The following is a 21,861-nucleotide window of genomic DNA, read 5'->3' as shown; positions in this document are numbered from 1 at the left end:
TTTCAAACCTCGCCCTTAACAAATTGTGGTTCTGGCTCGCAGGCCCCGCCGTTCAAGGCGTCTACGAGGTTTTGAGAATCTTCATATCTAACGCCTGTCTGCGCGTGAATCGCCTTGAAGCCACGCGCATCTAACCAGTCGTGCCACTTCACCAACGCCAGGCGGCGCTGCTCTTTGGCCTGGGTGTTGATGTAGGTGGAAGCGATCTTGCCCAGCGAGTGGTTGAGCAACATCTCGCCGATGTGGCCGTCGACGCCGAGGTCAGTCCAGGCGGTGCGGGCGACCTTGCGCAGATCGTGACTTGTCCAGGCGCCCTGCCCCAACCGAGTGAACACGGCACTGGCTTGGTTATCACTCAGCGGCTTGCCACGGCGCGATGGGAACAGAAAAGCCCCTGTGTAGCCCTGGGCGGTCTGGCGGTCACGGTAACGGCGCAGCAGTGCGCACACTTGATCAGTCAGCGGTACGCGCAACTCGGTTTTGCTTTTGGTGTGTTCCGCCGGCAGGAACCACTCACACTCAGGCAATGCAACGTCAGCCCACCGCGCCTGGCGGGTTTCACCGATCCGGGTGCCGTGGCACAGCATCATCAAGGCCAGCATGGCGTCACCTGGCGCGCTGTCGAAGCACTCAGCCAGCACCGTCACCAACTCGGGCACCTGCACATCACGCAGCCGGGCGGGCTTGGGCTGAATGCGCGCCGACGTGAAGTTGCTGAACTTCAGCTCGGCCATCGGGTTGGCGGGGATCAGGTCCAGCTTGCGCGCCTGACGAAAGGCCATCGCAAGCAGACGAAACAGCTGCTGAACATACGACAGCGACAGCTCAGCCTGCACCGGCCACATCAGCAACCGGTCGAGGGCCTGGGCGTTGACATCGCTAAGCAGCAAATCATTCAGCCGCGGCTTTAGCTGGCAGCTGATCGCAGACTTGATGGCCGCGCGGCGCTTGTCGGACAGCGCCCGTGACTTGGCCATGCGCTCGCCGAACCAGTCGAGCAGCTCGCCGACGGTAAGCCAGCCCGACACGCTGGCCGCCCCATCCGCCGCCACACGCAGGCGCACTGCCGGCAACGCCGCGATCACCTGCTTGGTGTTCAGATCGGGAAAGGCGCCGATACGGTGCCACTGCCGCTTGTGGAGCAGATACCAAGCGCCGCGCGCACGGTTCTTGGCGAAACGAAAGTGCAATGCAGGGTGGCCGGCATCGCGCAGGTCACGCACATGCTCGAGCTTGGCGTTGCGCACAATCTCGGCATCCGACAGTTTTACTGTCAGGGTTTTGATTTGGGTATTCAAACGTTGCCCTCCTTTCGGGCAAGTAGGTCAACGACCTCAAAAGTCGATGGCCACATCCAATCGCCGTAGCGCTTGGCCATGGCCTCATCAGCGAACAAAGCCACGGCATGGTCAGGCAGGACGTCCATGTCCAACTTGAAGCCGCAGCAATGCACCGCATAGCGGTAATTGGCCGGGACCGGAACGGCCAGGCGAATCGGTGCCATCAGTTTTTTTCCTTTCTGTAACGACCGGCCAGGCTGCTGACCTTTTCGGGTTTGGTCGGCTCAACCCAACCAGCCGCAAGCTGTTCGAATCGGCTGTACTGACCGTGAAAAGCAGCACGCACGGTGCCGCCGGCAATATCTCGGCCCTTGCCGATAATGATTTCGGCAATGCCTTTGGCTTCGGAGTGTTCGTGGTAGACCTCGTCGCGGTACACGAACAGGATGATGTCCGCGTCCTGCTCAATGGCGCCGGATTCACGCAGGTCAGAACACAGCGGACGCTTGTTCGGGCGCTCCTCGCATTTACGGGAGAGCTGGCTGATCAGGATCACCGGAACGCCCAGCTCACGGGCCATCAACTTCGCAGTGCGTGTCATGTGGCTGACTTCCTGCTCGCGACTGGAAGTGCGCGAGTCGGACTCCACCAATTGCAAGTAGTCGATGACAATGAGGTCCAAGCCATACCGACGCTTATGGCGGCGAGCGGCCGAGCGCAGTCGATTCATTGACATCGACGCGCGATCCGACAGGAACAGGTTCGACTTCTTGAGCTTGCCGGCGGCGCTCATCAGCTCGGTGCCGTGGGTATTAGGGGCTTTGCCATTTTTGATCAGCTGTAACGGCACTCGCCCTTCGGACGCCATGAAGCGATCCATCAGGCCCGTGTTATCCATTTCCAGGCTGAAAGCCATCACGCTTTTCCCATCACGGATAGCGGCGTGAGATGCGATGTTCATGGCGAGCGTGGTTTTGCCCATGGCCGGGCGGCCAGCGATGATGATCAGTTGGCCAGGCTTGAGGCCTTGCAGCTTCTCGTCCAAATCAGGAATACCCGTGGACAAGCCGTCTATCTCATCACCGCGATCCGCCCGGGCTTGTAGAACCTCGATGTAGTCGTTGAGAAAGTCCTCCGCCTTGACCACTTCGGATGTTGCCGACTGACTGTCGATGGCGTGTGACTCAGCCTGTACCGCTGCGACCTTGTCCGCCGCCGGCTGGTCACCGTAGGCAATGTCGTTGATCCGCACGCTCAGTTCGATGATCGACCTATCCAGGCTGCGCTCACGAACCGTTCCGGCGTAGGAAGCGGCGTTTGCAACACTCGGTGTATTGCGGGCAATTTCTGCAGCGTAGGCAAACGAACTCGCGCCACCGGGCAGATCACCCACATAAACCCCTACCGTCACGATGTCGACGGGATGACCATCACCGTGCAAGGCCAAAATTCCGCGATAAAGCTCGGCGTTGTCCTCGTAGTAAAAGTCCTCGGGCACCAGGTCGGCGGCCAGGATATCGATCAGCTCAGGGCGCAGGAACATCGCTCCCAGTACACCGTGTTCGGCTTCCAGGCTGTAAGGATCACGCATTGTAATTACCCTCAACGACCTTCACGAAGTTGCTCGGGGCAATCAACCAATCGAAGTTGCAGCGGAAAGGATTTCCGCCAGAAGCCGAAATCTTACCCATCAGAAACTCGCTGGAGCGCACCAGGGCGAAGTACTCAGCCCAGAAACTGAGATCCTGATGAACATCGCTTTCGTTCCAACGTGCGTTGACCTTGGCGATCCGATCCTTCGTCAACAACATGACCCGGGGAAACTCCGGGATCGTTGCGTTGAACAAATCGACGATTGCCTGAGTTGGGCATTTCGGCTTCGAAATTTTCGTTGGTTGCTCGGCGCCAACAAGAGGTGACGGTTCACTTGACGGTTCTATTACGGTTCTGGGTGCGGCTGCTGCGGGGGTTTGTGTCGTGAGCTGCGGGGGTGATGGTGCATCTGCTGCGGGGCGCGCCTCCTGCGGGGGTGCATAAGATGCGGGGGTTAGGGTGTAAATTGTCGACCGCCCCATGCGTTCCCGGACAGACAGAATGCCCACCTGACCAAGCCACTTTATGGAGGCCTGAACAGTCCTTTCAGCGAGGCAAGTGCGCTCAGAGATGCGGGCAATAGAAGGCCAGCAAACACCCTCGTCGTTTGCATTGTCAGCCAGCGAAATTAGGACTGCTTTTTGCGGGCCACTCATGCCTTGCAACGGCCAGCACAGGCTCATGATGATGGTACTCATGCAGGAACATCCTGGGCAGGAGCCAGGGATGCCTTCAAGTAATCGAGGCATTCCCGGCGCAGTTGGGACTTGGAAGCGCGCGAATACTGGCCGCTGATCATCAAGGCGGCATTCATCGCTGCGAATTGGTTGGTGACGGTGTGTCGTGACACCTTTTCGGGCTCGCCGGGAAGTGTCGTGACATCGCCAGAACTATTGACTGGGGGGTTGTTTTTGATCATTATCGACCTCGGAATAAAGTTGTACTAAGCCGCCCTGCCAGGCGGTTTTTTTATGTCTACACACTGGGTACTGGATGCCTGAACAGCTAATGCAAAGCACTGATGTCGCGGCGTGTTCGGCTGGATAATTGCCAGTAATCAGTGCGCGCCGAGTAGCACTTTTCGAGCAATTGGAATCAGGTCAGGCCGAAGCCCGGCGATTGTTATTTCTCCCGATGAGGCGTCCTGAAGGCGCTCAGCAAGATCAGCTGAAGCTTGCCGGTGCCCGCCCGCCAATTGCCGAAGATGCCCAACTGTGGTTCCAGCCTTCTTGGCTGTGGCTTCACGCTCCTCGGCGGTCTTGCGGGCGAGCCATCCCCGTAGATGGTCATTCATAGGTACCTCTCCGTTTAATACGGCGAGAAATTTAGCTTAGGGCTACATTTTCAGCAAGGATAATTTAGCTGTGAGCATATTTAGCAATGCGCTAAATGGTGGCAACCTTTGGCACATGGATATCTACGAAATCAGAAAGCGAAATCTGCGAACCCTTATTGGTAAGCAGAAAAAAGCCTCGTGCGCGGCGCGCTGGGAAATGAGTCCTGCTCACTTGAGCCAGGTCCTTTCGGACAAAACTTCCAAGAACATCGGCGATGAAGTCGCTCGACGCATTGAGCGCTTGGAAGGATTGGATCCTGGCTGGTTCGACTCGCTCCAGGGTTACGCCCCAGGGAAAGCGCTGACTGGAGATCCTGGTCATTCAGGATTGCAGGAGATACGTCTGTGGGATGACGGTACCCCACTAGAGAATGATGAAATTTCAGTTCCATATCTGCGCGAGGTAGAGCTTGCAGCCGGATCAGGCCGCTTTGTTATTGAAGAAGGCGAGAAATCAAGCCTTCGATTCGACAAGCGCAGCCTTCGCCAGAATGGTGTGCAGTTCGACAAAGCGAGATGTGTCACCGTCAGAGGCAATAGCATGCTGCCAGTGCTCAGGGACGGTGCCATTGTGGGAGTGAATATTGGCAGCACAGCTCTCGCCGAGGTCGTAGACGGCGATCTATATGCAATCAATCACAACGGTCAGTTGCGTGTGAAACAACTCTACCGGCTTCCCACGGGCATGCGAATGCGCAGCTTCAATCGAGATGAACATCCCGATGAAGACTACAGCTACCAGCAATTGCACGATGAGCAGATAAGCATTCTCGGCCACGTTTTTTGGTGGGGAATGTACGCGCGATAATACCCGTCAGCTAAATTAAGAAGCCCGCCATGTGCGGGCTTTTTTGCACATAGCTAATTTTATTTAGCTCTGAGCTATTGACTAGAATTTAGCTTATAGCTAAATTTGCCTCATCGCCGGATAGAAACCGGCCAGATGGTAGGCAGCGATGAACCGGCCTTAACGGTTCAGAGGGTTGGCAACTGACCCGGGTGTGCAGCGTAAATCACCAAGACAGTTATCCAGCGGGGCAAGCCGCGGTTGGAAGAACAATTTGATTGTGCCTGTGACCGACGCCAGTAGCGGGTGCAGGCGAAGCGCATCACTGAAGCACCTTCTTGCGAGGGTGCTTTGGGATGACTAAGAGGAGTGTCGAAATGCAACAGCCAGAAGGCACAAACATTACCGAACCTCGGGTTTCAACTCCGTCGTTACAAAGGAAAATTGAGGCGGCCCTCATGACCTTGGCGTGTCAGGGAGATCCAGGCTTGAAGACGAAACTCCACTTAATGCACCCAACCCGCGACATCGAAAAACAGAACTGCCTTTAGTTCGCAACTGTAGTTCTCAGTCGGACAATAACTGCATCATTACAAGCTTTGCCTCCTCAGCATCTTGAGACGATTTCGAAAGAATTAGCTGAATATCTCGCTTCAGAATTCGAATCTCCATAACGCCATACCAGAACCCGTCCTCAAGCTCCACGGCGTCCCCTACCTTGATCGACCGGTCGGTCTCAAGAGTCTTCGGATTCATGTCGTCCGCGTCGTATTTGAACTTCAACTTGAACTTGCGCATGCGCAATTCGCCCTCCTTTGCAGGTTGTGATGTGTCAGAGCGCTCAGCCTAGCGCAAAGCCCGTCACCTGGGCAGTGGTGAGCTGGCCGCTGGCCATCCATTGATCACACCGAGAATTCCAAATGGACAGAGAAATTACCTGCGGCGCATGGAAGGGTCACCTCGGTAGAGGCCTTGCGCCCAAAGAGCTTCAGTACCTATTGGCCGCCGCCCAGGGCATGACGGCCAAAGAGATTGCCCGCCAGTTCGACGTGAAAGCCTGCACTGTAGCGAAGCGCCTTTCCTGTGCCATGTTCAAGCTCGGCGTTACCCGCCAGACCGCCATGATTGCCGAGGCTATGCGTCGCCAGATCATCTCGCCCATGTGCTTCGTGTTGGCGGCGCTGATCGCCATGCAAGCAATGATCGGTGACGAGTCAATGCGTCGTGACCGCCGGGTACCAGAACGCCGTACGGCAGAAGTCAGGATGGTACGCCGCGCCGAACAACCGATGCTGCTCGCTTAACTCAAACACCGAGGAAAATGATATGCCCCAATCAATTCAAGAGCGTGCCGAAGGGCTCGCGGCTCTCCGTGTGCGCGCAACCATTGCCACCAGCGAGATGTACGCCTTGATCGGTATAGAGCAGCCCGCTCAAGGGGTTCGCTTCCAAGTAGTCAATAAGGGCCGCGGGGCCTATTACGTAGTGGAGCGCTCCACGGGCAAGGTTATGGGCATGTGCTTCACCTGGAAGGCAGCGATCAACCGCGCCCAGCTGCTGGAGGCCCGCGCCGATGGTAAAAAGGTCAACATCGAAGGGTGGTCTTCATGAGCGGCGTACTTCGGACGAACTAATCATCTACCAACTCAATCCTTCTCTCTATAAACACGAAAGGATTATCTGTAGGTATTGAGTATGTAAATTCCTCGGAAACCCTTCTCCCATCCGACCTTAGATAGTTAATCAAGCATTGCCCAACCCTGTCTTCGGAGGAAGTTGGGAATATGAAATCTATAATGTTACTCCTAGAGCCTTTTGTGAGCTTCCCTAAGCTAACGGAGCTAATGCTACCAATGGGAGGCTCAAATACAACATTAATTTCTCTAGCCTCAAAACCGGTATTCTGAAAGTAGACACTAGTTTTTATTCCTTCAGGCACTCCTTGTCTGGATCCGGTCGAAGCAGAAAATATAGCTGACAAAGATCGTTCGATCTCTTGTTCCTGCAACTGCAGTGCCGCCTTTTGAGACGCTATTTGCTGAACAGCCGCAGTTGCCATAATAGATTGCTGCTCCACAGAACGCTTAAGCTCCTCTGCTTGCAACCTCAATGCATCAGTACTCAGTTTAAGTTCTCGACCTTGCTGCAGAAACCCCAATACCAGCCAAAGAAATGCGACAGGTCCGAAAACTCCTGCAAGAAAATCACCAAGCTCATTCAGCTTTAGTTGTTGAAAATCTTCGAACTTTAGGGCTACCGCCACTACGATTAATAGTAAATAACCTACGGTACCCAAGGCTCCCCAAAACTCCAATTTCTTTGCCATCTTAAGCTCCGTATCCGGCTCCATAAAGGTCGCCCGTAAGACCGTAACTCTAACAAAATTGCCATCATCGAATGACAAAGTATTCTGAACACTAATTCAACTAAAATTAAAATTCGGCGGATCATTTCTCCAGCTGAGAGTTAGACCACAATAAGCTGCAAGTCAGCATATCGTTCCGAAAAGGCTTTATCGGATCATTAAGAGAACCATCTTGATCATCAATAAAGCCTGACCGAAGCAGTGGCTCCAAGTAGCCAACACGTCTAGCCGTGAACATTGCCGAATACCATAAAAGTAGCCGTTCACTCTCAGATAATTGAACTCGCAGCGCCTCCAAAGCAAACTCTTGAAATTTTTTATTTGCTTCTTCTTTTAAAATAAATTCAAGAACCAAAAAAATGGAGTCTATGTAAAAACCCACTATAGGCCAATAGTGTACTCTCCACTCCTTATATTTTTTCTCTAGCGCTTCAAATGTCTCTATGTGAGATCGCGCAGGAATGAACTCCCAGGTTGCACGTGCAGCAAGTGACTCTGATAGTCTACCGAAAGCGTGGTGCTGTGCTTGATGCCCAGTAAAATCACCAAAACCACCAATATTCAAAATTTTGGTATTGACTCCAGTCTGACTCATCAACCCAATAAGCTGAAACAACCGCTGCTCTCTCAGTTGTTCTTCATATCTTTGCTCCCCTTCTTCATTAGCTGCAACCTGAATTCGCAGAGTATAAAGAATCGCTACAAAAGCAAAAAAAGATAATATCGGATTTAAAACACCACCAAAGTAATCGCCAAACTGACCCCACTTTTCTTGATCAGTTAAAACATTAGCGGAAAACTCTGAAATGTATATAATGGTAACACTGGCGATTGCTAATAGTGCAAAAAATGCTAGTAAAAGCAAACCTTTATCAAGCCCTTTCATCTGTGCCATTTACGTTCCCTTGCTAAAACCTAAGACCCTACCCTACTCATTTCTGAAACGCCACCTATACGCTTATGAAACTCTTTTGACCAAGCTGACGCTAGCTCGCAAGCAATAAGCGCCCGGGGTCAGATCAGGCAAACATCGGGCTTTGCGTTCATAGCTGCCACCGTTCGGTTTTTTGCTGAGTGGAAATCAATAGCCCAAATTAACGAATCATGCCAGCCGGCGGGCGTTGCACCTCTAAGTTTCTACTCATCGGATGAGGGCATTTCTAAATCCAGAATGCTAGGCAGTTTCTGAGCAAGAAGCCCCTTGATTTTTACTACATCGGTAAACTGCGTTACTGAAATTTCAAGCGCCAAAACTAGCAGAGCATTTGCCGCGTTATTCGCCTTAATCTTCATTTGTTGAAGATTCTTCAATGCAGCACTCTTTTGATCGTAAGGCAACGCAGCCACTTTAGTTGAAGATATTTGCACTTCTAAGTTATCAGCTATTCGACGCTGGTGCTCCATAAACATCTCGACTAAATTAATCTGAGATGTCTGATAGGCCTGAATTTCCGACTGCTGAGACTCTGACTTTGCCAGGGCTAACTGCTCCGACTGGGAAGCAAGGGTCTTAGCTTGAATGCTATTAATAAAGCGAAACTCTTCTTTCTGCGCACTAAGCAGCTCTCTCTGCAAGTAAACCGTTTTTAGAACGGCGAGAAGAGTGCAAAAGGATATTAGCGGACCGAATACGCCACCAAAGTAACTACCAAATGCGGACCAATCTGACGAGTTTGAAGAGCGTTGGCTGCCGAATGTTTCCCAATAATAATAAGAAGCAAAAAAAGCGCTTACAAACACTATGCAAACCAATAAAAACCAAAAGCTAAAAATTGATCTTTTCAAGCGTTCCATGCAGATCACCAACTATTAATAATCGGCGAAATATACCAGCGGAGTTTGAGTATGCCTATCACTTACGGAAGCGTGTGCAGCGGCATCGAAGCCGCGACACAGGCCTGGAACCCGCTGGGCATGCGCGCCGCCTGGTTCGCCGAGATTGAGCCGTTCCCCTCGGCGGTCCTGGCCCACCACTACCCCGACGTTCTAAACCATGGCGACATGACAAAGCTGGCCGCCCTAGTACTGGCCGGCAAGATCCCTGCGCCGGACGTGCTGGTCGGCGGCACCCCGTGCCAGGCCTTCTCGGTCGCCGGTATGCGCGAAGGCCTCACCGACCCGCGCGGCGCCCTCACCATCAAATACGTGGAGCTTGCAGATGCAGTTGACTATGTTCGAGCCGGCCAGCGAAGGCCCGCCAGCGTCATCGTCTGGGAAAATGTCCCCGGCGTCCTCAGCGACAAAGGGAACGCCTTCGGATGCTTTCTTGGCGCGCTTGCTGGGGAAGACTGCGAGTTGCAGCCTCCAAGGAAAAAATGGCAGGACGCTGGTTGTGTGTATGGACCCAAAAGAACAATCGCATGGCGGGTCCTGGACGCCCAATATTTCGGCTTGGCCCAACGACGCCGCCGTGTGTTCGTTGTCGCAAGTGCTCGAGACGGGTTCGATCCCACCGAGGTACTTTTTGAGCGCGAAGGCGTGCGCCGGGATACTGCGCCGCGCCGAATCCAGGTGCAGGACGTTACCGGAACAGCTTCTTTCGGCTCTCAATTTCATGGCGAACCAGTCGCAGCCTTAACCGCAAGAGGTGTTGGAACATGCGGTGCAGATGACAACCAGGCACAGGCCGGACATCTGCTTGTCTTCGGCGGGAACGATACCCGCGGACCAATTGATGTAGCACCGGCTCGAAACGCATGCGCCAGCGCCAGCGGAAGGATGGACTTCGAAAGCGAAGCCTTTGTAGTACACGGTACGCAAGATCCTTACGTTCAGTCCGACCAGGCGCACACCCACGGTCGTAACAATGGCCAAGAGAACGTCCTGTACTGCCGCGAGGTCGCGCAAACGGGGACCAGCAACTACGGCGAACAATTGGACAACACAAACTCAGCTTTAGGGCCGAATGTCGAAACGCATGCGATCCAGGCCGGCACGATGCGCGCGAACCCAGCTAGTGAACCAGATGGTGTTGGCGTGCAGGCCGATTACTCTTACACGCTTGAGGCCCGCGCGGAGGTGCAGGCCATTCAGGCTGGCTCAGCGGTGCGCCGCCTCACTCCCGTCGAATGCGAACGCCTCCAGGGCATGGCCGACGACTACACCCTGATCCCATGGCGCGGCAAGCCAGCGAGCGAATGCCCGGACGGCCCCCGCTACAAGGCGATCGGCAACAGCAAAGCCGTCACCGTGGTTCGCTGGCTCGGCCGAAGAATCCAGCGACAAATGGAACCCTAGTGGGATACGCTCATTGAATGTATCCTAAGGTATAGCGATGTGCCACTTAGAGAAATTAGATGGATCTTATAGACGTCAACCTTGAAAACCGAAAGATAGAGAGCACAATTATATCTTTTACAATCTATAGTGCTAATGCGTGGATGACACTCATTGCACCATTGATAATTGGCCTGCTGGCTAGCAAGCTATACGCCAAAGGAGATTTCACCACCGGCGAGATAGCTCTTTATATAATTTTCGGATTAATACATCTCGCCTTCGCAGCTGCAATGTTTTATGCAGCAACTAAAAAATCGGTATCTATCGCCGTAGATGAGATAGTAGAGGAAAATAAAAACCTAAAGCGGGTGCGAATTCCAAAAGCCACTAGAATGTATGACACTTCGATTGCTCAGCAAAGCGTTATTTACCTTATGACTTTAGAGTTAGAGTCATTGATTGATGAAATGAATTCACGACCTGCCAATCGCCCAATGAATAAAAGGTTGAAAGACTGGACTGAAGGAACTGAACGAATACTCTCGCATCTAGTGAAGAGACGCACTCAGCTTTTCGGTTACAGCAACGATAGCCTCTATAACTTCGCACTATATATGTACGACGCTAGCAGCGAAGATCTTTACATAAACTGGCGAAGTCATGACGATAGACTGACACCCTCTGGCAGAAGATGGAAACCTGGCCACGGGCATGTGGGCCTAGCTTTCATACAAGACCAAGCAAAGATTTGTGCCGACATCACTAAAAGTTCTGAACTTGCTGACAACAACAGTAGACACAATGACAACCATAACTACCGATCATTCATCTCCATTCCAATTAAGGACTCTTGCAAAGCTACAGGTGGCAAGAAACCTTTAGGTGTGCTAGTATTTACCAGTAGTGCGCCAAACCAGTTCAGTTGGCAGCGAGACAAATTTTTCACGCTAACTATCGCGAAACTTTTGTCCATTCACATCGAACGAAACATCATCGAGTGTACAGGGGCCCCACTATGAGCAGACTAGAGAGAAAATTCCAATTAGAGGAAATTTACTCAGAGGACGCCGCCCATACTACATTATCCGTCGATATGGATTTCGAAGAGAGTTTAATCTTAAGTTCGATTGAAAGAGGCTCGTTTGCCGACGAATGGGTTAGCAAGGAAATAGAAATGAGCAGTGACTATTTCGAGAAAGAACTCTGGAGTGATTAGACGTAAGTCTTTTCGATAAAGCCTGGCTAGCCAGGCTTTTTTTTGTCTTGCTTTCTCCACCCCTGACTAACCCCTCAAAAATCAAAGTTAACCACTCTAATACACAAGTGTTAGAGCGCAGTCGCGCGCGCGATAAGAAAACGTGCGACTGAAGAACTGCACGGAGCGAAGAAGATGGAAACAGAAATTCTCTCGGATGATGAGCTCGCACACCTGACTGGTTATAAACAGCGCGCGCATCAAAGGAAATGGCTGAAGAACCATAATTGGGTTTTTATCGAAAGTCGTGGCGGACGTCCCTTGGTTGGTCGGATGTTCGCCCGTATGAAGCTGGGTATGGCAAGCCCTACCATCCTGGAACAACACCCAACGCATGCGCGATCCGCATGGACGCCTGACTTCTCCAGAGTGAACTGATATGCGCCCCCGGAATACGGAAAACAGGGACTTGCCGCCAGGAATAGTGCGCCGCAAGCGCCCAAGGAAAAATGGCAAGGTCTGGATCGGCTACTACTACCGTGACTCAGCAGGAAAAGAAATTCCGCTTGGAACAGACCTGAGCAAAGCCCGTCTGAAGTGGGCCGAACTGGAGGCCAAAGAAAAGCCTGCTGATCTGACAACGATGAAGGGCATCTTCGATCGGTACGTCCGTGACGTCATCCCAAAAAAGGGGGAGCGGACACAGAAGGACAACATGGCCGAACTAAAACAGCTTCGCCCAACCTTTGATGAGGCACCCATCGATTCAATTACGCCTTTCAATATCGCGGGTTACCGAGATGCCCGTTCAGCAAAGGTTCGTGCCAACCGTGAGATCGCCCTTCTCTCCCACGTTTTCAACATGGCCAGGGAATGGGGCCTGACCGAGCGGGAGAACCCATGCCAGGGCATAAGGAAGAACAAGGAGGCGCCGCGCGACTATTACGCCAATGCGGCTGTCTGGGATGCCGTCTACGCCGTTGCCGAACAAGAACTGAAGGAAGCCATGGACCTGGGCTATCTGACCGGGCAGCGGCCTGCTGACGTGCTGATCATGCGCAGCGACGATACCGAGGGTGATTACTTCCTAGTAACGCAGGGCAAGACCGGGCAGAAGCTCAGAATCCTGATGCGTACGGATGCAGGGGAGAACAGCTTGGGGAGGCTAGTCAGGGAAATTGGTGAAAGGAATGCCGGGCACCCGTCCAAATACCTGTTGATCAACAAGCATGGAAAGCGGATGACGAAGGGGATGTTGCGCTTGCGCTGGGACAAGGCGCGTGAAAAAGCTCAGCATAACGCCATCGAACAAGGCGACCCGCTGCTCGCGGCCAAAATTGGAGGGTTTCAGTTCCGCGACATCCGGCCGAAGGCCGCCTCGGAAATCATCGATATCGGTGATGCAAGCCTGCTGCTGGGACACAGCAAACAGGAGATCACAAAGAGGGTTTACAGAAGAATCGGGGCGGCCGCGAAACCCTCCAAATAGGCAAAGTTTCGGAACTCATACCCGAAAGTTTCGGAACTCCCGCCAAAAGCAGCAGAAAACCTTCCAAACCCCAGATACGAAAAAGCCCCGACTAATCGAGGCCTTATCGTTTAATTTGGCGGGAAACCAGGGATTCGAACCCTGGGAACGCTATTAACGTTCGCCGGTTTTCAAGACCGGTGCATTCAACCACTCTGCCAATTTCCCTTGTGCATCACAGGATTAGAATAGCGCATCCTGTCTCAGCGGGCGCCATAATACCCGAATGAAACACACTGTCAAACTCTCGGCATAGCTTGTTACAGAGCGTCTGTTATGATCTTTGCGACTGAACGTTTCAAAACCGAAGGAGTGTCGCCATGCGCGAACAGAATTACGCAGTGAATGGTAACGCGCAGGCTGAGCAGCTTGAAGTCAGCCGCGTGTTGCGCAACACCTATGGCTTGCTCGCCCTTACCCTCGCTTTCAGCGGCGTGATGGCGTTCGTAGCGCAACAGATGCGCGTCGGCTACCCGAATATCTTTGTCGTGCTGATCGGCTTCTATGGCTTGTTCTTCCTGACCAACAAGCTGCGTGACTCGGCCTGGGGCCTGGTGTCTGCATTTGCCTTGACTGGTTTCATGGGCTTCATCCTTGGCCCGATCCTTAACCGTTACCTCGGCATGGCCGGCGGTGCAGAAGTGGTCAGCTCGGCGTTTGCCATGACGGCCCTGGTGTTCGGTGGTCTGTCGGCCTATGTGCTGATCACTCGCAAGGACATGAGCTTCCTGGGTGGTTTCATCACCGCAGGCTTCTTCGTGCTGCTGGCAGCCGTTGTAGCGGGCATGTTCTTCCAGATCAGTGGCCTGCAACTGGCGATCAGCGCAGGTTTCGTGCTGTTCTCCTCCGTGTGCATCCTGTTCCAGACCAGCGCTATTATCCACGGTGGTGAGCGCAACTACATCATGGCGACCATCAGCCTGTATGTATCGATCTACAACCTGTTTATCAGCCTGTTGCAGATCTTCGGCATCATGGGTCGCGACGACTGATCCTGCTACCGCGATAAAAAATGCCCCGTATCGAAAGATACGGGGCATTTTTGTTTTCAAGGGTTGGGCTTAGTACTGGTTAGGCTCCATTTCCAGGTCCACCTTGAAGCGCTCGGCGATATCCCGCTGTATGCGCTGGGCCAGATTCGCAATGTCGTGCCCTGTGGCACCGCCGTAGTTCACCAGCACCAGCGCCTGCAGTTTGTGTACGCCCGCATCACCCTCGCGGAAGCCCTTCCAGCCGGCCTTGTCGATCAGCCAGCCAGCGGCGAGCTTCATCTGCCCGTCAGCCTGTGGGTAGGCCACCAAGTCCGGGTACAGCGCCTGTAGCTCAGCCGCCAGCACCTGGGATACCAATGGGTTCTTGAAGAAACTACCGGCATTGCCGAGCACCGCAGGATCAGGCAGTTTTTCGCTGCGGATGCTGCAGATGGTACGACTGACATCGCTGGGCGTCGCCTCGGTGATCCCCTGCCCCGCCAGGCGCTGTTGCACCGGGCCGTAATCAAGCTTGAGATGGCTGGAGCGACTCAGGGCGAAGCGCACCCGCAGGATCAGCCAGCGTCCGGTCTCATGCTTGAACAGGCTGTCACGGTAGGCGAAGTTGCACTCCTCCAGGCTGAAATCCCGCAACTCGCCGGTGTGGCGGTCCAGGGCAGTCAGGCCGGCGAATACATCCTTGATCTCCACGCCGTAGGCGCCGATGTTTTGCATCGGCGCAGCACCGACGGTGCCTGGGATCAGACTGAGGTTTTCCAGGCCACAAAAGCCTTGGGCCAACGTCCACAACACAAAGGGGTGCCAGGTTTCGCCTGCTTCGGCTTCGACGACCACGCTCGTGCCATCATCCTGCAACACCCGGATACCCTGGGTGGCCATGCGCAAGACCAACGCCGGAATGTCCTGAGTCAGCAGCAAGTTGCTGCCACCGCCGATTACCAGCAGCGGCAGGTCCTGATTGACTGCGTAGGCCAGGGCTTCGCGAACATCACTGTCGCTGTGCGCCTCGGCGAACAACTGCGCACGCACGTCGATGCCAAAGCTGTTGAATGGCTTGAGCGATACCTGCGCAAGCACTTGCAAGGTCATAACCGCCCCTTCAATTCAATCACCAATAAATCACAGGCGCGCTCGATCAGGTCCAGGACCTTTTCGAAGCCTTGTTCGCCTTCATAGTACGGGTCTGGTACTTCGTCCACTTCCGCATCGTAGCGGCGCAGGAACAGGTCCAGCTCCGCCTTGCCCTGCCCCGGCTGCATGGCCTTGAGGTTACGCAGATTGCTGTGGTCCATGGCCAGGATCAGGTCATAGCGTGCAAAGTCGGCGCGGGAGACCTGTTGGGCACGTTGCGCCGACAAATCGTAGCCGCGTACCAGCGCGGCACGTTGGCTGCGCTGGTCCGGTGGATTGCCGACATGCCACTCACCCGTACCGGCGGACGCGACGTCCACCTGCCCTGCCAGCCCGGCTGCGCGCAATTTATGGCGTAGCACGCCTTCAGCGGTAGGCGAGCGGCAGATATTGCCCAGGCAGACGAACAGAACTTCCATCAGGCCCCCAGCAGGCGACGGACGCGCTCAAGGTCTTCCGGGGTGTCGACACCGGCCGGCGGCGCTTCCAGCGCATCGTCAACATGGATACGCACGCCGTGCCACAAGGCACGCAGTTGTTCCAGGGATTCGGTATTTTCCAGCCAGCACGGGCCCCAACTGACGAAGTCATGCAGGAAGCCCGCACGATAGGCGTAAATGCCGATATGGCGACGGTACGGCACGCCCTCTGGCAGTACGTCACGACTCTTGGCAAAGGCGTCGCGCGCCCAAGGCAGCGTCGAACGGCTGAAGGTCAGCGCCAGGCCATTGATGTCACTGACCACTTTCACCACGTTCGGGTTGAACAGGGTGTCGATGTCTTCGATGGGCTCGGCCAGGGTGGCCATGCGGGCTTCGCTGTGGGCTGCCAGGTTGGCTGCCACCTGGTCGATCACGCTGGGCGGGATCAACGGTTCGTCACCTTGCACGTTGACCACAATGGCATCTGGCGCCAGGCCCAACTGCGTGGCTACTTCGGCCAGGCGGTCGGTACCGGAGTTGTGGTCTTCGCGCGTCAGCACCGCTTCGGCGCCAAAGCCCTTGCAGGCCTCAATGATACGCGGGTCATCAGTGGCGATCACAACGCGTTCGGCGCTGCTTTTGCAGGCCTGCTCCCACACCAGCTGGACCATCGGCTTGTTGCCGATCAGTTGCAGCGGCTTGCCCGGCAGGCGTGTCGAAGCGTAGCGGGATGGAATGACAACGGTAAAGACAGTGGTCATTTATCCAGACGCTCATCGTTGGTCAGGGTGCGGGCTTCGCTCTCCAGCATCACCGGGATGCCATCACGGATCGGATACGCCAGGCCTGCGCCTTTGCTGATCAGCTCGGTTTTATCGGCGCTGAGCTTGAGCGGGCCTTTGCAGATCGGGCAAGCGAGGATGTCGAGCAGTTTGGTGTCCATGAGTGTTTCCTGGAAAGAAGCGTTTTAAGGCAAGAGTCGGGCGGGCAACAGACGCATCAGTTGCGTGTCGAACCAGGCGACGAACGCTGGCGACGGCACCGCATCCACCGCAAGGTACCACCAGTCGGGCTGGGCGAAGGCGCGGCACTTCACCGCGTCCTTCTCGGTCATGACCAGCGGCAATGACGGCGAAAAATTCAAGACCTCGGCGCTGTAGGGCGCGTGGTCGGCAAACGCATGGGGTACAGGCTGCCAGTGTAGCGTTTGCAGGGTATTGAAGAAACGTTGCGGATTGCCAATACCGGCGACCGCATGGACCTGCTGGCCCTTGGGGAAATGATCGACCGGCCGGCGCTCAGAGGTTTTCAAGTTGACCAGCGCCGTCGGCAACAGACGAAACGCAAAGCCGTCGTCGCGATCAGATTCAGCGCCGTTATAAAGCAGCGCATCGACGCTTTGCAGGCGTTCCACCGGCTCGCGCAATGGCCCGGCTGGTAAGCAACGACGGTTTCCCAAGCCACGGGCGGCGTCGATCAACACCAATTCGAGGTCGCGAGCCAGTCGATAATGCTGCAGGCCGTCGTCGGAGAAGATCAGGTCTAGGGTTTCACTGGCCAGTAGAGCCTTGACCGCGCGACTGCGGTTGGGATCGATCATCAATGGTACGCCGCAGCGCTGCACGATCAGCAATGGCTCGTCACCGGCCACCTCGGCGCTTTGGCTGGCCTCGACCCGCCACGGCAATTGCGGTGGCTTGGCGCCATAGCCACGGCTGACCACGCCCACGCGCAAACCACTGCGCCGGCAATGCTCGATCAGCCACAGGATCAACGGCGTCTTGCCGGTGCCGCCCACGGTGATGTTGCCAACCACCACCACTGGCACCGGCGATTGATAAATCTCGCCTTCGCCTGCAACAAACCGCGCACGCTTGCGCTGCACTACGTGGCGATAGAGCGACTCCAGCGGCCGCAGCAGCGCCAGCGCAGGATGGCCTTCATACCAGGCCTTGAGCAAACGATCAGACATGGCCATCAGGGTTGGCTCGCCGCCTCGATGGTGGTCATGCGCAGATGGCTGAAACCGAGCTTGCCGGCAGCATCCATCGCGGTAATGACAGCCTGGTGCTGGGTCTTGCCATCGGCACTGATGGACAGCGGCATCTTGGTATCACCGCCGGATTCCTTTTCCAGGGCGGCCATCAGGCTGGTCAGGTCGTTTTTCTCGAGCAACTGGTTATTGACCGAAAACACCCCGTCGGCGCTGATGGCGATATCCAACTGCTTGACTTCCTGGTCTTCCGCAGGCGATCCGCTGACGGCTTCCGGCAGGTCGACACGTAGCTCGGTCTGGCGAGTAAAGGTGGTGGTCACGACAAAAAACAGCAGCAGGATAAACACCACGTCAATCAGCGACGCGAGGTTGATATCGACATTTTCCCGTTGCTTGCGGCGAAATTTCACGCTCTGCCCTCAACCAGGTCCACATCACGGTCGCCCTGTACCACCTCCACCAGTTTGATGGCTTCCTGCTCCATGCCCACCACCAGTTCATCGATGCGGCGTTGCAGGAAACGATGGAAGAACACCGAAGGAATACCCACCATCAGACCCGCAGCGGTAGTGATCAATGCCTTGGAAATCCCCCCCGCCAGCACAGCAGCGTTGGTGGTCATGCCCGAGCCCATGAACGAGCTGAAAATGTCGATCATGCCCAGCACCGTGCCAAGCAAACCCAGCAGGGGCGCCATGGCGGCGATAGTGCCGAGGGCGTTGATATAGCGCTCCAGCTCATGAATGACCCGGGCGGCAGCCTCTTCGATGCACTCCTTCATGATCTCGCGACCGTGCTTGGAGTTGGCGAGGCCTGCGGCGAGGATCTCACCCAAGGGCGAATTGGCGCGCAGCTCCTTGAGTTTCTCTTTGTCCAATTGCTTGTTCTTGATCCAACCCCAGACCTGCCCCAACAAATGCTCAGGGGTGACGCGGCTGGCGCGCAGGGTCCACAGGCGTTCGGCAACGATGCCGAGTGCGGCGATAGAGCTCATGATGATCGGCAACATCATCCAGCCGCCGGATTTGACCAATTCCCACACAGTGAATGTCCCCTCGAAAAAGTGCGCCACTTTACCATATAGGTTCGGCAGCGGGGCTCGTCGACCCAAGCCCCGCACTGGCCGTTTGTAACTCAGGATTAAGGTAACCGTTCACGCCAGAACCGACGTTGACTGCGCGCAACAACCGGTGGAGCAAAGGCTCCCAGTTGCACACGCACAGCCCCTTGCTCAGCGCTGTCGTACACCTGGCTTCCCAACGCGTGGTAGCGCGCCATAACCTGAGGATGAGGATGGCCGAACGCGTTGCCGCGCCCACGGGAAACCAGCACGGACTTGGGCGCCAGCCTCTGCAAAAAAGCGCGCGAGGATGAACTGCGACTGCCGTGGTGCGGTGCTTGCAGCCAATCGGTGGGCGCTGCGAGTGGTGACACCAGGAAGGCTTGTTCCGCAGCGCGATCTATATCACCTGTCAGCAACAGGTGCTCGCCGTTGGCCTCGACCTGCAAGACACAGGATTTTGCATTACCGTTAGTAGCATCCGGCCACTGCCAGAGTTCAAATGACACGCCATCCCACATCCATCGCTCACCACTCTGGCAAGGCTGAGCGCCGAGAACCGCGGGCAACCCCTCGGTTTCCCCGCCTACTACGCGCTTGATGGGTATCCCCCTGGCAATCGCCCCCGCGCCACCGGCATGATCGGCGTCCGCGTGGCTCAACAGCATCATGTCCAATGCCCCTACGCCGAGCTTTTGCAACGACGGCAACACCACCCGTGCGCCCAGATCGAACGTTCCTGAGCGCGGGCCAGCATCGTAGAGCAAGGTGTGATGGCGAGTGCGCAGAATCAGGGATTGCCCCTGCCCAACATCCAACTGCACCACCTCCAGCTGTCCATGGGCCACCGGCTCCCGCGGGGGAAACACCGCCAGCATCAACATCGGCCAGCCCAACACGCGAAAAGGCACGCCTTTGGGCAGCAGAACCACCACGGCACCTATCAGGCTTATCAGCCAATAGCCCAGCGGCACCTCGGCCGGTACCCAGGCGGGCACCCGCCCGGCAAGCCACGCCAAGCCGCTGAATAACCCGTCCAGCGCACCGCCTGCCAACCACAGCAATCCCTCACCTATAAAAGGTAGCGGCAACAAGGCAGTCCCCAGCAGCGCCAACGGCAATACCACCAGGCTGATCCACGGTACGGCGACCAGATTGGCCAGCGGCGCACTGAGGCTGATCGGCAGCCCCAACACCAGCAAGACCGGGAACAAACCGATGGCGATCAGCCCTTGCGGGCGGGTCCATGCTTGCCACACGCTCCACGGCCCCAGCCGTCCGCCGAACGCCAATACCAACACCGCGACCGCCGCAAACGACAGCCAGAAACCCGGTTGCAGGCTGGCCAAGGGTTCAAGAATCAGCACCCCGTTGAGCGCCAATAACAAGGGCCACCAGAGCCCCAGATGACGAAAACGCAAGCGCCACACCAGCACCAACCCAACCATCACGCAGGCACGCTGCACCGGTACGCCGAACCCTGCCAGCAGGCCGTACCCCAGGGCAGCAGCGAATGCCAAGCCGCACGCCCAAGGCAGCCACGGCCAACGACTAGGCCAGCAACCGTAGCGCGCCAGTCCGGCGATCAGTGCGTAGATCAGGCCTGCCAGCATCCCAATGTGCTGGCCGGAAATCACCATCAGGTGAACGGTGCCAGTGTCCTGCAATACCCGCCAATCCTCACGGGTCAAGCCGGAACCGTCGCCAAGCACCAGCGCGGCCAGGCCCGCCTCGCGGCCTTGGGCATCCACAGCAAGCAGGCGCTGGCGAACCGTGTCGCGCCAGGCATTCCGCGCAGGTGTCAGGCGTTCACCGTCCTTTACCGAGCCCGTCGCCCCGATGCGCTGGGCCAATAACCAGGCTTCCTGGTCGAACCCATGAAAATTCAGCAGCCCGGATGGCCGCTTGAGGGTCACAGCCAAACGCCAACGTTCGCCGCTGCGCACCGCTGGCCCGCCCCGCCACGACACCCGAATGCGCTTGGGTAACAGGACATTGCGCGCCCGGCTGTCGGCTAACTCGAAGCGTACGCCCTCGCCGGTCTGTTGCGGCAACCCGATTACCCGCCCTTCGATCCAGCGAGTCTGGCCGTCCAACGCTGGCCGCAGGCGATCATCCAGCGCCCATTGCGCACTGATACACGCCCAACTCAGGCCCAGTAGGAAAAATGCCAAGGGATAGGTGCGAAACGGCAACAGCATCAACACGAGCACCAGCATGGCCAGCAGCCACCCGACAGACGGCAACGCGGGCAGCCAACGCAAGGCCAACAGGCCCAGTGCCAATGCAAACATCCCTGTCTTCATGAATCATCCCTTTGAAGTGATCCATTCAGTCTTAGTTGGGTGCCTGGCGCAGCCTATGATGTTTTGTCACAAAGTCTGAATTTTCTGTTTATAGAATGCGGGCATACTTGCCCCTCGATTTGACCTGGACCCCTTATGCCCCGGCGCTTATTCAAACGGTACATGCCCGATCCCAGCAGTATCCGGGAACACAAGTCATTACAGTTTCTCGGCACATTGCTGCATGACCCGAACCTCTGGCACCTGAACCGGCACTCAGTGGCGCGAGCCATGGCGGTGGGATTATTCGCGGCGTTTATTCCGATTCCATTGCAGATGTTGCTGGCGGCGATCCTCGCGATCGTAGTGCGCGGCAACATGCCGATCGCCGTCAGCCTGGTGTGGCTGACCAACCCGATCACCATGCCGGTAGTATTTATCTGCACTTATATGACCGGGGCCTGGCTGATGAACGTGCCGCCCCGCAGCCTGCCCGACGACCTGACCTGGGAGTGGATCAGCGGCCAACTGAGCACTTTGTGGCAGCCGTTCCTGCTGGGCTCAGTAGTACTCGGACTGGTGCTGGGTGCGCTGGCCTATTGCCTGACGATGGGCTATTGGCGCTGGTGGGTCGCGCATCAATGGAAGAAGCGCAAACAGCGTCGCGGTTGA

General features: G+C 55.9%; 27 protein-coding genes and 1 tRNA gene. 9 read left to right on the top strand and 19 right to left on the bottom strand.

The features are described 5' to 3' along the window. Positions 1-2: 2 nt before the first annotated feature. From HF257_RS14870 to HF257_RS14845, 6 genes are all read right to left on the bottom strand, one after another. Entirely contained in the window at positions 3-1,298 is a 1,296-nt protein-coding gene (locus HF257_RS14870) for a tyrosine-type recombinase/integrase (RefSeq protein ID WP_185706755.1), read from the bottom strand. Beyond that, positions 1,295-1,504, bottom strand: a complete 210-nt coding sequence (locus HF257_RS14865) for a hypothetical protein (protein WP_021492509.1) — start codon at positions 1,502-1,504, stop codon at positions 1,295-1,297. Before HF257_RS14865 ends, HF257_RS14870 begins: the two co-directional genes overlap by 4 nt. Then, positions 1,504-2,871 (bottom strand): replicative DNA helicase, encoded by a 1,368-nt coding sequence (gene dnaB, locus HF257_RS14860; protein WP_185706753.1) that lies wholly within the window; start codon positions 2,869-2,871, stop codon positions 1,504-1,506. The genes HF257_RS14865 and dnaB overlap by 1 nt, the downstream gene beginning before the upstream one ends. Then, complete coding sequence (locus HF257_RS14855) at positions 2,864-3,571, bottom strand: helix-turn-helix domain-containing protein (RefSeq protein WP_233081334.1); 708 nt, start codon at positions 3,569-3,571, stop codon at positions 2,864-2,866. Before HF257_RS14855 ends, dnaB begins: the two co-directional genes overlap by 8 nt. After that, positions 3,568-3,792, bottom strand: coding sequence for a hypothetical protein (locus HF257_RS14850; RefSeq protein ID WP_185706751.1), 225 nt, complete (start codon positions 3,790-3,792; stop codon positions 3,568-3,570). Before HF257_RS14850 ends, HF257_RS14855 begins: the two co-directional genes overlap by 4 nt. Before the next feature lie 138 nt (positions 3,793-3,930). After that, positions 3,931-4,167 carry a helix-turn-helix domain-containing protein gene (locus tag HF257_RS14845; RefSeq protein ID WP_185706749.1) on the bottom strand — a complete coding sequence of 79 codons (237 nt, stop codon included), beginning with the start codon at positions 4,165-4,167 and terminating at the stop codon, positions 3,931-3,933. Positions 4,168-4,366: 199 nt separating this feature from the next. Between HF257_RS14845 and HF257_RS14840 the strand changes: the two genes are divergently transcribed. Next, positions 4,367-5,017, top strand: a complete 651-nt coding sequence (locus HF257_RS14840; protein ID WP_185707176.1) for a S24 family peptidase — start codon at positions 4,367-4,369, stop codon at positions 5,015-5,017. 546 nt (positions 5,018-5,563) lie between these two features. Here the strand turns inward: HF257_RS14840 and HF257_RS14835 are convergent. Further along, positions 5,564-5,794, bottom strand: a complete 231-nt coding sequence (locus HF257_RS14835) for a hypothetical protein (protein ID WP_185706747.1) — start codon at positions 5,792-5,794, stop codon at positions 5,564-5,566. A 122-nt stretch (positions 5,795-5,916) separates the two neighbouring features. Between HF257_RS14835 and HF257_RS14830 the strand changes: the two genes are divergently transcribed. Both HF257_RS14830 and HF257_RS14825 read left to right on the top strand, forming a co-directional pair. Beyond that, the gene (locus HF257_RS14830; RefSeq protein ID WP_185706745.1) at positions 5,917-6,300 is read left to right on the top strand and encodes a LuxR C-terminal-related transcriptional regulator; all 384 of its coding nucleotides are present in this window, start codon (positions 5,917-5,919) and stop codon (positions 6,298-6,300) included. Positions 6,301-6,322: 22 nt separating this feature from the next. Beyond that, positions 6,323-6,607, top strand: a complete 285-nt coding sequence (locus tag HF257_RS14825; RefSeq protein WP_185706743.1) for a hypothetical protein — start codon at positions 6,323-6,325, stop codon at positions 6,605-6,607. A gap of 19 nt (positions 6,608-6,626) precedes the next feature. Here the strand turns inward: HF257_RS14825 and HF257_RS14820 are convergent, their stop codons facing one another. The 3 genes from HF257_RS14820 to HF257_RS14810 form a co-directional block, all read right to left on the bottom strand. Next, a complete protein-coding gene (locus HF257_RS14820) occupies positions 6,627-7,322 on the bottom strand; it encodes a hypothetical protein (RefSeq protein WP_185706741.1) in 696 nt (231 codons plus the stop codon). Positions 7,323-7,443: 121 nt separating this feature from the next. Further along, complete coding sequence (locus HF257_RS14815; protein WP_185706739.1) at positions 7,444-8,256, bottom strand: hypothetical protein; 813 nt, start codon at positions 8,254-8,256, stop codon at positions 7,444-7,446. Positions 8,257-8,498: 242 nt separating this feature from the next. Beyond that, complete coding sequence (locus HF257_RS14810; protein WP_185706737.1) at positions 8,499-9,155, bottom strand: hypothetical protein; 657 nt, start codon at positions 9,153-9,155, stop codon at positions 8,499-8,501. A gap of 51 nt (positions 9,156-9,206) precedes the next feature. On the opposite strand from HF257_RS14810, the gene dcm reads away from it, so the two are divergent. The 4 genes from dcm to HF257_RS14790 all read left to right on the top strand — a co-directional run bounded on the left by dcm (position 9,207) and on the right by HF257_RS14790 (position 13,264). Beyond that, the gene (gene dcm / locus HF257_RS14805; protein WP_185706735.1) at positions 9,207-10,598 is read left to right on the top strand and encodes a DNA (cytosine-5-)-methyltransferase; all 1,392 of its coding nucleotides are present in this window, start codon (positions 9,207-9,209) and stop codon (positions 10,596-10,598) included. 59 nt (positions 10,599-10,657) lie between these two features. After that, positions 10,658-11,599: a GAF domain-containing protein gene (locus HF257_RS14800; RefSeq protein ID WP_185706733.1), complete on the top strand. Its 942-nt coding sequence runs from the start codon at positions 10,658-10,660 to the stop codon at positions 11,597-11,599. 371 nt (positions 11,600-11,970) lie between these two features. Next, a complete protein-coding gene (locus HF257_RS14795; protein WP_185706731.1) occupies positions 11,971-12,213 on the top strand; it encodes a DUF4224 domain-containing protein in 243 nt (80 codons plus the stop codon). Between the two features lies 1 nt (position 12,214). Then, a complete protein-coding gene (locus tag HF257_RS14790; RefSeq protein WP_185706729.1) occupies positions 12,215-13,264 on the top strand; it encodes a tyrosine-type recombinase/integrase in 1,050 nt (349 codons plus the stop codon). Positions 13,265-13,380: 116 nt separating this feature from the next. Here HF257_RS14790 and HF257_RS14785 read toward each other — a convergent pair. Then, positions 13,381-13,471: transfer RNA gene (locus HF257_RS14785), tRNA-Ser, on the bottom strand. Between the two features lie 152 nt (positions 13,472-13,623). Between HF257_RS14785 and HF257_RS14780 the strand changes: the two genes are divergently transcribed. Continuing rightward, complete coding sequence (locus HF257_RS14780) at positions 13,624-14,295, top strand: Bax inhibitor-1/YccA family protein (RefSeq protein ID WP_185706727.1); 672 nt, start codon at positions 13,624-13,626, stop codon at positions 14,293-14,295. Between the two features lie 69 nt (positions 14,296-14,364). Here the strand turns inward: HF257_RS14780 and murB are convergent, their stop codons facing one another. From murB to HF257_RS14740, 8 genes are all read right to left on the bottom strand, one after another. Beyond that, positions 14,365-15,384: a UDP-N-acetylmuramate dehydrogenase gene (murB, locus tag HF257_RS14775; RefSeq protein ID WP_185706725.1), complete on the bottom strand. Its 1,020-nt coding sequence runs from the start codon at positions 15,382-15,384 to the stop codon at positions 14,365-14,367. Further along, positions 15,381-15,845, bottom strand: a complete 465-nt coding sequence (locus tag HF257_RS14770; protein ID WP_185706723.1) for a low molecular weight protein-tyrosine-phosphatase — start codon at positions 15,843-15,845, stop codon at positions 15,381-15,383. Before HF257_RS14770 ends, murB begins: the two co-directional genes overlap by 4 nt. Then, positions 15,845-16,609, bottom strand: coding sequence for a 3-deoxy-manno-octulosonate cytidylyltransferase (gene kdsB, locus HF257_RS14765; protein ID WP_185706721.1), 765 nt, complete (start codon positions 16,607-16,609; stop codon positions 15,845-15,847). The genes HF257_RS14770 and kdsB overlap by 1 nt, the downstream gene beginning before the upstream one ends. Further along, positions 16,606-16,791 carry a Trm112 family protein gene (locus HF257_RS14760; RefSeq protein ID WP_105522807.1) on the bottom strand — a complete coding sequence of 62 codons (186 nt, stop codon included), beginning with the start codon at positions 16,789-16,791 and terminating at the stop codon, positions 16,606-16,608. The genes kdsB and HF257_RS14760 overlap by 4 nt, the downstream gene beginning before the upstream one ends. A gap of 24 nt (positions 16,792-16,815) precedes the next feature. After that, on the bottom strand, positions 16,816-17,826 hold the full coding sequence (gene lpxK, locus HF257_RS14755; RefSeq protein WP_185706719.1) for a tetraacyldisaccharide 4'-kinase: 1,011 nt from the start codon (positions 17,824-17,826) through the stop codon (positions 16,816-16,818). After that, positions 17,826-18,254: an ExbD/TolR family protein gene (locus HF257_RS14750; RefSeq protein ID WP_185706717.1), complete on the bottom strand. Its 429-nt coding sequence runs from the start codon at positions 18,252-18,254 to the stop codon at positions 17,826-17,828. Before HF257_RS14750 ends, lpxK begins: the two co-directional genes overlap by 1 nt. After that, the gene (locus HF257_RS14745) at positions 18,251-18,886 is read right to left on the bottom strand and encodes a MotA/TolQ/ExbB proton channel family protein (RefSeq protein ID WP_185706715.1); all 636 of its coding nucleotides are present in this window, start codon (positions 18,884-18,886) and stop codon (positions 18,251-18,253) included. The genes HF257_RS14750 and HF257_RS14745 overlap by 4 nt, the downstream gene beginning before the upstream one ends. 98 nt (positions 18,887-18,984) lie before the next feature. Further along, positions 18,985-21,210: a DNA internalization-related competence protein ComEC/Rec2 gene (locus tag HF257_RS14740; RefSeq protein ID WP_185706713.1), complete on the bottom strand. Its 2,226-nt coding sequence runs from the start codon at positions 21,208-21,210 to the stop codon at positions 18,985-18,987. Positions 21,211-21,345: 135 nt separating this feature from the next. On the opposite strand from HF257_RS14740, the gene HF257_RS14735 reads away from it, so the two are divergent. Next, the gene (locus HF257_RS14735) at positions 21,346-21,861 is read left to right on the top strand and encodes a DUF2062 domain-containing protein (protein WP_185706711.1); all 516 of its coding nucleotides are present in this window, start codon (positions 21,346-21,348) and stop codon (positions 21,859-21,861) included.

Source organism: Pseudomonas cremoris, assembly GCF_014230465.1.
This window is presented reverse-complemented; position numbering and strand designations above follow the sequence as displayed.

What these genes read in the sequence shown, in the direction of transcription:
- HF257_RS14855 (WP_233081334.1), bottom strand. Translation starts at nt 3,571, where the DNA reads ATGAGTACCATCATCATGAGCCTGTGCTGGCCGTTGCAAGGCATGAGT.
- HF257_RS14815 (WP_185706739.1), bottom strand. Translation starts at nt 8,256, where the DNA reads ATGGCACAGATGAAAGGGCTTGATAAAGGTTTGCTTTTACTAGCATTT.
- dcm (WP_185706735.1), top strand. Translation starts at nt 9,207, where the DNA reads ATGCCTATCACTTACGGAAGCGTGTGCAGCGGCATCGAAGCCGCGACA.
- HF257_RS14780 (WP_185706727.1), top strand. Translation starts at nt 13,624, where the DNA reads ATGCGCGAACAGAATTACGCAGTGAATGGTAACGCGCAGGCTGAGCAG.
- HF257_RS14830 (WP_185706745.1), top strand. Translation starts at nt 5,917, where the DNA reads ATGGACAGAGAAATTACCTGCGGCGCATGGAAGGGTCACCTCGGTAGA.
- lpxK (WP_185706719.1), bottom strand. Translation starts at nt 17,826, where the DNA reads ATGGCCATGTCTGATCGTTTGCTCAAGGCCTGGTATGAAGGCCATCCT.
- HF257_RS14840 (WP_185707176.1), top strand. Translation starts at nt 4,367, where the DNA reads ATGAGTCCTGCTCACTTGAGCCAGGTCCTTTCGGACAAAACTTCCAAG.
- kdsB (WP_185706721.1), bottom strand. Translation starts at nt 16,609, where the DNA reads ATGACCACTGTCTTTACCGTTGTCATTCCATCCCGCTACGCTTCGACA.
- HF257_RS14795 (WP_185706731.1), top strand. Translation starts at nt 11,971, where the DNA reads ATGGAAACAGAAATTCTCTCGGATGATGAGCTCGCACACCTGACTGGT.
- HF257_RS14760 (WP_105522807.1), bottom strand. Translation starts at nt 16,791, where the DNA reads ATGGACACCAAACTGCTCGACATCCTCGCTTGCCCGATCTGCAAAGGC.
- HF257_RS14770 (WP_185706723.1), bottom strand. Translation starts at nt 15,845, where the DNA reads ATGGAAGTTCTGTTCGTCTGCCTGGGCAATATCTGCCGCTCGCCTACC.
- HF257_RS14865 (WP_021492509.1), bottom strand. Translation starts at nt 1,504, where the DNA reads ATGGCACCGATTCGCCTGGCCGTTCCGGTCCCGGCCAATTACCGCTAT.
- HF257_RS14835 (WP_185706747.1), bottom strand. Translation starts at nt 5,794, where the DNA reads ATGCGCAAGTTCAAGTTGAAGTTCAAATACGACGCGGACGACATGAAT.
- HF257_RS14850 (WP_185706751.1), bottom strand. Translation starts at nt 3,792, where the DNA reads ATGATCAAAAACAACCCCCCAGTCAATAGTTCTGGCGATGTCACGACA.
- HF257_RS14825 (WP_185706743.1), top strand. Translation starts at nt 6,323, where the DNA reads ATGCCCCAATCAATTCAAGAGCGTGCCGAAGGGCTCGCGGCTCTCCGT.
- HF257_RS14820 (WP_185706741.1), bottom strand. Translation starts at nt 7,322, where the DNA reads ATGGCAAAGAAATTGGAGTTTTGGGGAGCCTTGGGTACCGTAGGTTAT.
- HF257_RS14740 (WP_185706713.1), bottom strand. Translation starts at nt 21,210, where the DNA reads ATGAAGACAGGGATGTTTGCATTGGCACTGGGCCTGTTGGCCTTGCGT.
- HF257_RS14735 (WP_185706711.1), top strand. Translation starts at nt 21,346, where the DNA reads ATGCCCCGGCGCTTATTCAAACGGTACATGCCCGATCCCAGCAGTATC.
- HF257_RS14810 (WP_185706737.1), bottom strand. Translation starts at nt 9,155, where the DNA reads ATGGAACGCTTGAAAAGATCAATTTTTAGCTTTTGGTTTTTATTGGTT.
- HF257_RS14800 (WP_185706733.1), top strand. Translation starts at nt 10,658, where the DNA reads ATGGATCTTATAGACGTCAACCTTGAAAACCGAAAGATAGAGAGCACA.
- HF257_RS14845 (WP_185706749.1), bottom strand. Translation starts at nt 4,167, where the DNA reads ATGAATGACCATCTACGGGGATGGCTCGCCCGCAAGACCGCCGAGGAG.
- murB (WP_185706725.1), bottom strand. Translation starts at nt 15,384, where the DNA reads ATGACCTTGCAAGTGCTTGCGCAGGTATCGCTCAAGCCATTCAACAGC.
- dnaB (WP_185706753.1), bottom strand. Translation starts at nt 2,871, where the DNA reads ATGCGTGATCCTTACAGCCTGGAAGCCGAACACGGTGTACTGGGAGCG.
- HF257_RS14790 (WP_185706729.1), top strand. Translation starts at nt 12,215, where the DNA reads ATGCGCCCCCGGAATACGGAAAACAGGGACTTGCCGCCAGGAATAGTG.